Annotated in this window: 7 protein-coding genes and 2 pseudogenes; 3 read left to right on the top strand and 6 right to left on the bottom strand. The window is 35.2% G+C overall.

Annotated elements, in window-relative coordinates:
• Positions 1 to 697 precede the first annotated feature (697 nt).
• From F6K23_RS16285 to secF, 3 genes are all read right to left on the bottom strand, one after another.
• Positions 698 to 1,285 (bottom strand): M23 family metallopeptidase, encoded by a 588-nt coding sequence (locus tag F6K23_RS16285; RefSeq protein WP_293157386.1) that lies wholly within the window; start codon positions 1,283 to 1,285, stop codon positions 698 to 700.
• Positions 1,286 to 2,362: 1,077 nt separating this feature from the next.
• The gene (locus F6K23_RS16290) at positions 2,363 to 2,749 is read right to left on the bottom strand and encodes a hypothetical protein (protein ID WP_293157389.1); all 387 of its coding nucleotides are present in this window, start codon (positions 2,747 to 2,749) and stop codon (positions 2,363 to 2,365) included.
• Positions 2,750 to 2,990: 241 nt separating this feature from the next.
• The gene (secF, locus tag F6K23_RS16295; RefSeq protein WP_293157392.1) at positions 2,991 to 3,977 is read right to left on the bottom strand and encodes a protein translocase subunit SecF; all 987 of its coding nucleotides are present in this window, start codon (positions 3,975 to 3,977) and stop codon (positions 2,991 to 2,993) included.
• A 409-nt stretch (positions 3,978 to 4,386) separates the two neighbouring features.
• Between secF and F6K23_RS16300 the strand changes: the two are divergent.
• Positions 4,387 to 4,960, top strand: a pseudogene (locus F6K23_RS16300) (RNA-guided endonuclease InsQ/TnpB family protein); the annotation flags it as partial.
• 326 nt (positions 4,961 to 5,286) lie between these two features.
• Here the strand turns inward: F6K23_RS16300 and secD are convergent.
• Entirely contained in the window at positions 5,287 to 6,690 is a 1,404-nt protein-coding gene (gene secD, locus F6K23_RS16305; RefSeq protein ID WP_293157395.1) for a protein translocase subunit SecD, read from the bottom strand.
• A gap of 1,271 nt (positions 6,691 to 7,961) precedes the next feature.
• A complete protein-coding gene (locus tag F6K23_RS16310; RefSeq protein WP_293157398.1) occupies positions 7,962 to 8,945 on the bottom strand; it encodes an alpha-ketoacid dehydrogenase subunit beta in 984 nt (327 codons plus the stop codon).
• A gap of 179 nt (positions 8,946 to 9,124) precedes the next feature.
• Between F6K23_RS16310 and F6K23_RS16315 the strand changes: the two genes are divergently transcribed.
• Together F6K23_RS16315 and dnaA are read left to right on the top strand one after the other, a co-directional pair.
• On the top strand, positions 9,125 to 10,390 hold the full coding sequence (locus F6K23_RS16315; protein WP_367267722.1) for an RNA-guided endonuclease InsQ/TnpB family protein: 1,266 nt from the start codon (positions 9,125 to 9,127) through the stop codon (positions 10,388 to 10,390).
• Between the two features lie 9 nt (positions 10,391 to 10,399).
• Positions 10,400 to 11,776, top strand: a complete 1,377-nt coding sequence (gene dnaA / locus F6K23_RS16320) for a chromosomal replication initiator protein DnaA (RefSeq protein ID WP_375340770.1) — start codon at positions 10,400 to 10,402, stop codon at positions 11,774 to 11,776.
• A 294-nt stretch (positions 11,777 to 12,070) separates the two neighbouring features.
• On the opposite strand, the pseudogene F6K23_RS16325 reads toward dnaA, so the two are convergent.
• Positions 12,071 to 12,228: pseudogene (locus F6K23_RS16325) on the bottom strand (transposase); the annotation flags it as partial.

Genomic DNA, 12,228 nt, shown 5'->3' on the forward strand with positions numbered 1-12,228 from the left:
AAAAAACTGTCAAGGTAGATTCATAATCTGAAAAATATCTAATTTAGTAGAGTTTGCTACTGCGAATAATACTTATCCTTCACATCAATATTATGTACACTCGTTGGTATTATAACAGATACTCCTTATATGTAAGTTATCTCAAACTTTAGCAATTAGGGTTAAATATTACGTTAAGAGAAATTAAATTTTTGATGTTAAGCTGTTATGACCGAGATTTATGAGCAAACTTTTGTAAACACAAAGTCAAGGGGAGTGAAAATAGAAAATGTTAAATCAATTAATTGCCAGCGCTGAGTATGAAAATAGTCAGTATTAACTGTTGATAGATGCTCTTAACTGCTCAACATAAATAAAATAACAAACTACAATTTTTGCCAGAAATTAATATTTATTAAGATTTATTAATTTAAGTTTGACTTTCTCATATTTGCCTATTTATCTTAACGTTGGTTGAATACCCGCGCTCTTCCGAAGGGGAGCGGAGGGATGGGAAAATCAATAAGAGCGGTTCTTACAAGGGTATGCTATCCTAAATAGATAAGGACTGCTGGGCTAGCAGTGTCAGTCTGTGGAGCACGCTTTTAGACCATAAAGAGGTTTAGCCTATGAGGCTTGTGCGTTAGAAGCAGAAAGTCCTGAGTCGCGAGGTTTAGAAATCCCGCGTTGTCGTGCCATCAGCAACGTAGGGAGGATGTCAATTCAAATAAGAACCTTTTCTCAAAAATTTGATGTAATTTTCAACAAAAGGGCGAGTAATCTTTCTGTTAGTAATTCTTTGCCCACTATGATAGTGAATCTGAGCATGAACATGATAACCAGAAGTTCTTCCTGTAAGTCCTTGAATACCAATTGGTTGTCCTTTCTTAATTCTTGTTCCTGTTCTTGGTGGAGAACCTTGAACTAAATGGCCCATAAGCCAATAATAATTAGTCCCATCACACATAAGTTCAACTATCTGACCTGCACCATGGGCAGTTGTAAAACTTCCATTTTTGCCTTGAAATCTAGTTCTACGAATAGTTCCTTGACAGGGCGCTGGAATGGGAATTTTTAATTTACCATTTTGCTCTAGAGTAAAATCGTAAGCTCCAGGAGGACTATCGTCAATAAAATAGGGTGTATGAACTACATAAGGGAGAAAATGCTCAGATTTGCCATAGTATGGGGGAAACAATGAACTAATTTTGTGGAAGTTATCTTGTACCCATTCTTGAACAATGTCAATTTTTTTTATAGTTTGCTCGAAAATTTTGACTCCTGTTTTTACGAAAGGAGCTAGCACTGTTATATAGATCAAAGATATAAAGATCAAAAAAACTAAAAAATTTTTAATACTGCCAGTATGACGATTATCTTTTGTGTGAAAGGCAAGTTGTTTAATTATCAAAAAAAATGGTAATTTAGGGCGTTTTATTGAATTTTTAGATATTTTGTTATGTTTTAATTTTAGCGGAGATTTTTTCAAGAAAAATTGCATATTTTATTATTACAATCAATTGGGAATTAAAAGACAGTACAATTGCACAAAACTCAAGATGGTTTTTATAGAATCATCTTGATGTATCAAAAACTTATAGATTCTCCTATTCCTTCTTCAGGGCAAGTAGAAGTAAACTATCTACCAATAGATAGTCTTGAAACATACTCTAACTGTATAACCTAAAGAAGAAAATTCATCTATTTTGGCGTTTTTTTAGTTTGATATCAAATTCTTCATTATGTATCTACTAAATTCCAGACATTGAGAGTAAAAAATATAAATTTTTAAACTTTTTTCTATATATATTAGTAATCCTAAATCCTATATAAAACATTCAAAACATACTTAATAAGTTTGAAACTTTTCCTTCTATAATTTGTTGCCTTTGTTTTCTGGATAAAAATTTGTCAGTTATATAGTAATTTCATTTGAGTTGCGTCAAAAAACTGGACGATTTTAGGCAAAAGGCAATCATATTAGAGGCAACAGGTAAGAATGTTTGCCGGACTTTTTACTGTTAGTCAATAACCAACTCTTGTTTGACATCTCATTTGAAAACGCTATAGTAATTTTCATTTAGTTAGATAGGATACAGATGCTAGAATTTAAAGGCAGCTATACTTATAATTGATTTTCAGTAAAAAAAAGTCAGTCTAACCTTATCCTTATTACTTTTTTTCTCATCCTCCGAGTTAAATAATTAGCACTTACTTCTAGTTTCTAGTATTTGAAAATAAAAAACTGTAGTAATTATACTACTAATTAATTATAAGGAAATAGCAAAAAATAAATTATCCAATTCTTGGACACCTCCTCATCTCTGAACCCGACTAAAGAGATATATTTTTATTTAAATTATTTAAAGTCCCTAATTAAGAATTAATTTGAGTTATCTTTAATTACCCACTTCCACAAAAGATTATTAGGTCCTTGAGCACTAATTTGACATACTTGTTCTTCTAAACGCTTTTGTTCTTCAGGAGATAAACCCCAAAGAATATGTCTACTTTGCCAAACTAAAAGAGCAGTTGTCATACCAATACACAAACCTAAACCAAGTGTCGGCAACCTATGATAAATCAAAGCGTAACGTACGGCAATCCAAGTAAAATGCTCTGCCCACAAAGAAATTTCTCTGCGTAAACTCCAGAGACTTAGAAAACCAATACTCATCCACAGCAACCCAACTATCAGCCATCTAACATAGATGATTAGTCTGTAAAGTCTTTCGACTCGGACTTTTAAAATTGGATCATCTTTGTTCATTTTGAGGAAGAAATAAGGAATAGGAAAAACTTTTATGATATACCAATTTAATCAAATACTATTAGAAAACTTATTGATAGGTAATAACTAAGTACTATACAGCATATTCCAAGTATATGAAATATAGATATTAACAATTAAATTTTGTACTGCGGGCAAGATGCCCGCTATTGAGCGTATCTCACCAAGATGGAATCTGCTGTAATTTGAAAATTCTCATTTTCCATTTCCATAGTTATTTTTAAACAGTATTTTCTTGATCTTCTACTAATTGAAAATCTTCTACTATTGGGTTAGGGATAGATTGACCAATACGCTCGCGCCACCAAGCTAAAAGTGTACTAGCAATAAAAATACTAGAGTAAGAACCTGCAATAAAACCAATAATTAAAGCTAAGGCAAAATACTTTAAAGTTTCACCACCAAATAGAAGAATACCCACTAACGGTAATAGAGTAGTCACAGTAGTATTAATCGATCTGGTCAAAGTTTGATTGACTGCATCATCAACAATACGATCTATTGATTCTCCTGGATAGCGCTTAATTACTTCCCTCACTCGGTCATAAATTACCACTGTATCGTTAACGGAAAATCCAATAATAGTTAGTAGAGCAACTAAGAATAAACTATCTACCTCAACACCAACTACTAAACTAATAATTGAAAAAATGCCCACCGTCACTAATATGTCATGGAACAGAGCGACAAAAGCAAATACTGCATAGTCCAACTGGAATCTAAAAGTTAGATAGACAGTAATGGCCAAGAAAGCAACCAGGAGAGCTGATATCCCAGAAGTAAAAATTTGCCGTCCTAAAGTCGGGCCAACTGTATCAATTTGTGTGGAACTTGGATCGAATTCACCAAACTCTGAACTTAAAGCAGCGATTAATTTAGTTCTAGTATCAACATCTAGAGTTTTGGTGCGTATATCAAGAGCTTGTCTTTCTTCTCCTACAACTTGAATCTTGCTATTACCTAAATTTTGATTGCTCATTATTTCTCTAACAGCAGCAACGTTAATAGCTTCATTACAATTGTTAGGCATATTGCAATCTAGTTCGAGTTGCAGGCGAGTACCACCAACAAAATCTAAACTTGGACGTAAAGGAGCTGCAATATCTGGCCTAGTCCAAGAAATGACCATGGCAATTAAACCACTAATAATGATGGCTCCTGAAATTGTCCACCATAGCGATCGCTTTTCAATAACACTGATTTTCATTTTTTACTAATTTTATAGAATAGGTGCTAGGGAATAGGGAATAGCAAATTGTAAAAGGGTTTTAGCATTAGAAAATGTCCTAACCAATTCTTGTAATGCTATATAACTTATTTTATAGAATAGGCGATCTAGAAAGAACTCAGGTAGAGTTAGAATAGTCGTAGTTTTAACGAGTATCCGCTCAATAAATAGTGGCGGAGTACCAGTTTAGAAGCATTTTAAGTAATTTTAGGCTTGTCATTTAGCGATTTACCCTGAATTATTGAGTGGTTTATTTTTAATAACGTGTGTCGAATTGGCAAGGTACAAAACGTTAATTAAATTATTTACAGTATGTTTCATCTAATGGTACTTAGAAATTTTTTTTGTAGGAAAAATGCTTCAAAAAACTCCTGAAGTGGTGTTAACTGGTAAAGTAGTCGGTATTGATTTAGGACTCAAGGATTTTTGCATTACCCATGATGGAGAAAAAAATCTAAATATAATAATCCTAGACACCTCAAGAAACATCAGAAAAATTTAGCAAGAAAACTAGCTTTATTAGCTAGTAAGAACAAAGGAAGTAAATCAAAACAAAAAGCACGCCAGCTAGTAGCTAGAGTTCACGAACGTATTAGTAATGCCCTTCAATACTTTCTACATAAATTATCCAGAAAAATCGTCAATGATAATCAAGTAGTGGTCGTTGAGAATCTCAAGGTCAAGGGTATGATTTGTAATCATCAGCTAGCTAAAGCAATATCTGATGTGGGATGGGGAATATTTGTCAATTTCCTTGACTATAAACTACAACAAAAAGGAGGCTTGTTAGTAGAAATCTCGAGATGGTTTCCTCGTTCTAAAACTTGCTGTAATTGTCTCTACCAAATGTCAGAAATACCATTAGATATGAGAAATGGACTTGTCCGAATTGTGGCACACACCATGACCGTGATGAAAATGCCAGCAAAAATATCACAATAGAAGGCATCAGACAATTATCGGTCTTGGAAGGACTGCTGCTGTTCGCGCAGAGTCCCGTAGGAAAGGAGGGGAAGTAAGAGCAAAAGGTGGGCTTCATTAATTGATAATGGATAATGAATAATGGATAATTACTTCTGGTTAAAACCGTTCTTAATTGAATATCAGAAAATCTGATTTCTTCACAGGAGTCGATTGGATATGGCTCCGAGACCTCGCCATCCCTCGACCGCTTTTTTCTCCTTAATTAAGGAGAGGCTTTAAACCTAATTGATTAATTATTAATTATCAATTATCCATTGGTAAGTCTGTCTTAAGGTATTCCCCTGTGAGTAAAGATGCCCCAACTTCAGCGTACCAAGTTGGGGTAGTTCACCTCAGGACAAAATAATTCTGGTTTGCGGAATTGGGAAAAACCAATTGCCCAAAACATCAAAGTACGACTACAAGTAACAGCAGTAAACATACTAATAGCTACACCAATTCCCAAGGTTAGAGCAAAACCTTTTACCAAACCAGTTCCTAACCAGAATAGTGCTATACAGGCAATCAAGGTTGTGACATTACCATCTAAAATGCTGGAAAAAGCCCGATAAAAACCAGACTCTACAGAACGATATAAAGTTTTACCAGATCGTAACTCTTCCCTTGTCCGTTCAAAAATTAAAACATTAGCATCAACTGCCATACCAATACTCAGAATAAAACCAGCAATTCCTGGCAATGTTAAAGTAACTCCCAAGATAGCAAAACTAGCAATGGTAAACAGAGAATAAATAACTAAAGCTACATCAGCAATTATCCCAGGAAGTCTATAATAAACGACCATAAATATTAATACCAGAATTAGGCCACCAGCTCCTGCATAAACGCTACGCTGAATACTATCTCGACCTAGAGTCGCCCCAACAGTTCTATTTTCCACAATTTCTACTGAAACAGGCAGTGCTCCACCCCGCAGTTGTACTGCCAATTCATTTGCTTGTTCAGCTGTAAATCTACCTTGAATCACTGCATTACCACCAGTAATTCCTGTTTCTGCAAATTCAACACCGACAGTAGGAGCACTCAAAAGTTGGTCATCTAGGAAAATACCAATACTACGTCCAGTTCCTGCTAAATTTTTGGTAAGTTCCGCAAACTTCTGTCCTCCTTCAGAGGTAAAGCGCAAGGCCACATTCCAGTTATTAGACCCAGGAGCTTCCGGTTCTGCTAAAGCATCTCTCAGGTCTTGGCCTTTGAGCGTGGGTTCTTTGAATAGTCCGGCGATCGCTTGATTTGTTTTTTCTAGAGATTCTAAATTTTTAGCTATAGCTTCTAGATCTTCACTATTTTTCAGTAATTTTTGCTCTACTAAACGTTGTCTTTGTAGTTGGTATTCAATTGCTAACTGTTGCTCGGTGCCTTGTAATTGTTCCCGGAAGTCTAGTTGAGCGGTACCTCCTAAAACTCGTTCTGCTTGAGCTGGGTCATTTACTCCTGGTAGTTGGACAAGAATTTGGTCTTGTCCTAGAGATTGAACTACTGATTCTGATACACCTAGAGCATTGACTCGATTTTCTACAATTTTTAGGACTCCTTCCATGACCCGTTCGTCGATGGTGGGAACTTCTTCTGAGGTTTGTAGTTGAATAGTCAGTTGTGACCCACCTCGAAGGTCTAGTCCCAGTCTAATTGGAATTTGACTCAATACTGTTACTGATGCTATTACTAGGACTAGAATTAAGGCTATATATGAATTTTGTTTACGCATAGTTTAACTAACTAAAATTAGTATTTTATTTAAAATGATTAATATTTTGCTATCTTGAGTTTTTTTTAGAGAGCTTTGATCGACTAAATATTAATACCCAATAATTAAATCATATTTTGAAGAAGGCAGTGGGAGCTGTTTGCGCAGCATGACCTAGGAAAGGGAAAATTGCTTATGGATAGTCTTCAACACACCACTTTGTGTCTACAAACGCCAAACAATTTTAAGCACCCCCGTTGACGGTGAGGCATTAAACCCGCAAAAGAAAAGATAAATTAAATTCTATTTCAATATAGACTAAAGATTTTTCCCTAGCGTAGCGTACTGATACTAAATTACAGGAAAGACGAAACTTCTCAGCTTTTTCTTCAACCGATAAAAATCTTTTCCTTGATATTTAATATCATAAAAATACTCTCTAAAGTATTTAAAGTTTGTTGTAAAACTTGAGCATTAACTGACTTTAATCTGGGATTATTTTTCTTGCTTATTGTTAGGTTTTTTGTTTGATAGTTGTAATTAGGCTAGGTTACATCAGCCGGAATAATATATTCACAAAAATAATCAACAACTATTAATTGGTTATTTTCTATAACTTGACCAGCGCTTTCGTTCTTTTAATGTGTAGTTATACACGCTTTTACCGAATAATTAATAATTAAATAATTCTGGTTTAAAGCCTCCCCTTTTAAGAAAAAAAAAGAAATAACATTTCCTTATATTCAATCAATAACGGTTTTAACCAGAGGTAATTATCAATTATCCATTAATGAAAAATATCAATCATCTGATTAATTTTTACTTCTTGATGTTGAGTTTGTTTAAGCTTGTACTTGTCAGTTAAAGTAATCAAGTCTCCATTTTTTTTCTTCTGCATTTGATACGAATATAACAGGAAAAAAGATGTTTTGCGTTTCGCTGGTGAATATATTTTCGCCCTTTAAATTCGTTTACCCGTTAAATCAAGAATTATAACGGGAGTCCTCTTTCAAAACTCTATCAACAGTTTTTCATTTTAATTATAGAGAATTAACCAATCTTGAAACAGGGCAAGAAAAGAAAAATAAAAAACTTACTGCTGAGTGCTTTTCGTGCTAATTACTTTTCTTTGATAAAGACGCTCCTAGAGGAACGTCTATATCTACAACAAACAATTGATAACTCATTAAAGACAGAAGTCGAACTGGGATTGGCAGCAATTTCACCTCAAAGAAGTTAATAGTTAATTTAAGTCAAAAAAGTTCATCAGCTTTCTTGCTTATTACTTCAACTTAAACTTGCATTCCCACCATTTTTTGTACTGCTTCAACAATCTGCTCTGGTTGTACAATTGTCAATCTTTCTAGCGTACCATTATAAGGTGTCGGAATATCTTGTGAAGATAAACGTAGAACTGGTGCATCTAGTTCATCAAATAATCTCTCATTAATTGAGGCAATTAACTCAGCACCAATACCACCTGTTTTCATACACTCTTCCACAATAATTACCCGGTGAGTTTTCCGAATAGAAACACCAATAGTTTCAAAATCTAGAGGTTTGAGGGATATTAAATCTATTACCTCTGGGTCATAACCCTGTTTTTCCAAACTTTTTACTGCTTGGGTAACGTGGTGACGCATCCGAGAGTAGGTCAAAATAGTGACATCTTTTCCTGTCCGTACCACTTCCGCTTTATCTATAGGTAACAAATATTCCTCTTCTGGCAAGTCTTCCTTCAGATTGTAAAGGAGGACGTGTTCAAAAAATAGGACTGGATTATCATCACGAATAGCTGCTTTGAGTAGACCTTTAGCATTGTAAGGGGTTGAGCAGGCCACTATTTTCAGACCAGGAACAGCTTGAAAGTATGCTTCTAATCTTTGGGAATGCTCTGCACCTAACTGGCGACCTACACCACCAGGGCCACGAATAACTAATGGTATTTTGAAGTTACCACCAGAGGTATAGCGCAACATTCCAGCATTATTGGAAATTTGGTTGAAGGCTAATAGTAAAAAACCCATATTCATGCCTTCAATAATGGGTCTTAACCCAGTCAAAGCTGAACCTATGGCCATTCCGGTGAAGCTATTTTCTGCAATGGGAGTGTCAAGGACACGCAGTTCCCCATATTTTGCATAAAGGTCTTTGGTAACTTTGTAAGACCCTCCATATTGACCCACATCTTCACCAAGAACATATACAGTCTGGTCGCGGGCCATTTCTTCATCTATGGCTGCACGGAGAGCATTAAATAATAAAGTTTGTGCCATCTAAGGGTTTGATTATATGAATTTTAGGTAAATCGTCGAGAAGCCTCGCGCCATAATCTCTGATTTGGCGCGAGATGAATCGGCGGTAAATTAATGGGGCATTGAACCCAATTAATTTACAAATATTGCTTACTGCTCAACACTCAAAACTTGATGTTATCATAAAAATGATCTAACTAATGTTTATAGTAATGCGGACGGCTTATCAATACAAATTAAAGCCTAATAAAGAACAAGTGTCTACCATAGAACTATGGCTAGACTTGTTGCGTCGGCAGTACAACTATCGTTTGGGTGAGCGGTTTTCGTGGTGGTCAGAAAATCGCTGTCCGGTTAATGCTTGCCCTTTAATAATGCCAATTGCTCAACTAAGAAATAACCCGGATTATTATTCTCAGAAAAAAGATTTAGTCAATACTAAAAATAAATTTCCTGACTACAAGCTAATTCATTCTCAAGTATCGCAAGATTGTATTAAACAGGTAAAACTGGCTTTTGAAAGATGGTTGAAAGCAGATAAAAATGGGGAGAGATTAGGCAAACCAAGATTTAAAGGAAAGGATCGTTATCGTAGCTTTACTTACCCTAAAATAAAGCAAGAATGTCTTGAGGGAAATAAGATTAATTTGCCTACTTTTGGTAAAGTAAAATTGATTCAACATCGACCATTGCCGTCAGGCTTTCAAATTAAAACCGTTACTATTAGTCGTAAAGCTGATGGCTATTATGTCACGCTATCCTTAGAAGATAAATCGGTTCCCTATTTCCCTGATGTCGAACCGACAACAGAAAATACTCTCTTAATCGATATGGGGCTGAAAAACTTCTTGGTAACAAGTGAAAGAGAATTGGTTCCAATTCCTCAATATTATCGCTCATCTCAGAAGCGATTAAAGACTCTACAAAAACGTTTATCTCGTAAAAATAAAGGCAGCAAAAGATGGTTAAAAGCTATTCTTGCTATAGCTAAACAACATAAAAAGGTAGCTGACAAGCGTAAATACTTTCACTTCAAAACAGCCAATGAATTGTTATCAAAAGCTGAAGTTATTGCCCATGAAAACTTAAACATTACAGGGTTAACAAAAACCCGATTGAGTAAATCAATTAATGATGCTGGATGGGGACAATTCCTGTCTATTCTTGCTGTCAAAGCCGGAAATTCTGGACAGAAAACTATAGCTGTGAATCCTCAAAATACCAGCCAAGATTGCTCGAATTGCAGTGAAAAAGTCCCGAAAGAATTAAAAATACGAACTCATTCTTGCCCACACTGCGGTATCGTCATAGACCGCGACTTGTTTGCGCAGCATGACCTAGGAAATGCGGCAATAAATATAAAAAATAGGGCGGTAGGGCATTCCGTCCTTAAAGCTCGTGGAGTCCGATGCAGTAGCAGGACTACGAAACGAGAAGCCCACACTATAGCTATAGCGTCAGCTTAGTGTGGGAGTATGTCACCAGTGGAAATTTCTCTTGATAATTTGTGGAACCAAGTTCTAGAAAGATTGCAATTACAATTAAGCCGACCTACTTTTGAAACATGGATTAAAACAGCGAACGTCCAACAACTAGAAAATAACTGTTTGGTAATTTGTACTCCTAATCCTTTTGCTCGAAATTGGTTACAGAAATACTATATAAAAACTATTGCTGATGTTGTACATGATATTCTCGGTTATCCTGTAGAAATTTACCTAACTACGACAGTCGGAGAAAGTGCGGGTAAAGATAATTCAGAATCTATATGGTCGGAAAATAAGGTTGGCGATCTTTCAGAAAGTTTATCTAATCAAAAGCCTAAACCAGCAAATCTGAATCCAAAATATATGTTTTCTAGGTTTGTGGTAGGTCCGAATAATCGCATGGCTCATGCAGCTTCTTTAGCAGTAGCTGAGTCTCCTGGACGAGAGTTTAATCCTTTATTCTTATGTGGTGGAGTAGGGTTAGGAAAAACTCATTTGATGCAAGCTATTGGTCATTATCGTTTGGAAATTTTGCCTGAATCTCAAATTTTTTATGTTTCTACAGAAAAGTTTACTAATGATTTAATTGTAGCTATTCGTAAAGATAGTCTCCAAAGTTTTAGAGAGCATTATCGAACAGCCGATGTTTTGTTGGTAGATGATATTCAATTTATTGAAGGCAAAGAATATACTCAAGAAGAATTTTTTCATACTTTTAATACTTTGCATGAAGCTGGCAAACAAGTAGTATTAGCTTCCGATAGACCTCCTAATCAAATCCCTAGTTTACAAGAACGTCTTTGCTCTCGGTTTTCTATGGGATTAATTGCTGATATTCAAGCTCCAGATCTGGAAACTAGGATGGCAATTTTGCTGAAAAAATCTGAGTATGAAAATATGGTTTTGCCTAGGGATGTAATTGAATATATCGCCTCTAGATATCCTTCAAATATTCGGGAGTTGGAAGGTGCTTTGACTAGGGTTGTTACTTATATTTCTATTTCAGGTTTGCCGATGACTGTGGAGAATGTTGCACCTATTTTAAATCCACAAACTGAGAAATTAGAGGCATCTCCAGAAGCAGTTATTAAGGCTGTGTCAGAATTTTTTAATGTGCCTATAGAGGATTTAAAAGGAAGTTCTAGAAAACGAGAAATTACTTTGGCAAGACAGGTTGGGATGTATTTGATGCGACAACATACCGATCTAAGTCTACCGAAAATAGGAGAAGTTTTTGGAGGAAAAGACCACACTACTGTTTTGTATAGTTGTGACAAAATTAGTCAGCTACAAAGTAGTGACTTAAATTTAGCTCAAACAATTCGACAGTTAAGCGATCGGATTAATTTTTCTAGTCGTCATTAAAGACTGTTTCTAATATTAATATAAAAAAATGAATCGGTAGTTAGGAGTCGGGGAGTGAGAAAAATTATTTTTTATTTCTATTGAAACTCAGGTTTTCCCTAACAACTCAAAAAAATTGATGGAGCAGTATTTTTTTAGCTGATATAATGCTTTTTTCTATAACAATAAATCTTTTAGACAGCTTGTCATCTCGCTAGCTTTAAAAGTGCAACTATAGACTTAAACAGAAAAAAATTACAGCAGTTTAGAAGTTAATGAGGTACAAAGCTTTAGAGACTGTTTGTAAAACAAATCTTAAGAACAGCCAGATTTTGTAGCACCAAGTCTTCGTAACATTAATCTAATCATTGCAGTGTAAATCAGAGCTTCACTAATCTCTGGTAGTTGTTCATAGTCGAGAACTAAACGTCGGTTGTGAAGTAGCCATGCATGCATTTCTCTCTACTACCCAT

It is taken from the genome of Okeania sp. SIO2C9, from assembly GCF_010672455.1.
Lineage (GTDB): Bacteria > Cyanobacteriota > Cyanobacteriia > Cyanobacteriales > Microcoleaceae > Okeania.

Excerpts from the sequence above, each read along its gene's own strand:
- F6K23_RS16290 (WP_293157389.1), bottom strand. The coding sequence starts at position 2,749 with ATGAACAAAGATGATCCAATTTTAAAAGTCCGAGTCGAAAGACTTTAC.
- secF (WP_293157392.1), bottom strand. The coding sequence starts at position 3,977 with ATGAAAATCAGTGTTATTGAAAAGCGATCGCTATGGTGGACAATTTCA.
- secD (WP_293157395.1), bottom strand. The coding sequence starts at position 6,690 with ATGCGTAAACAAAATTCATATATAGCCTTAATTCTAGTCCTAGTAATA.
- F6K23_RS16310 (WP_293157398.1), bottom strand. The coding sequence starts at position 8,945 with ATGGCACAAACTTTATTATTTAATGCTCTCCGTGCAGCCATAGATGAA.
- F6K23_RS16315 (WP_367267722.1), top strand. The coding sequence starts at position 9,125 with ATGTTTATAGTAATGCGGACGGCTTATCAATACAAATTAAAGCCTAAT.
- dnaA (WP_375340770.1), top strand. The coding sequence starts at position 10,400 with ATGTCACCAGTGGAAATTTCTCTTGATAATTTGTGGAACCAAGTTCTA.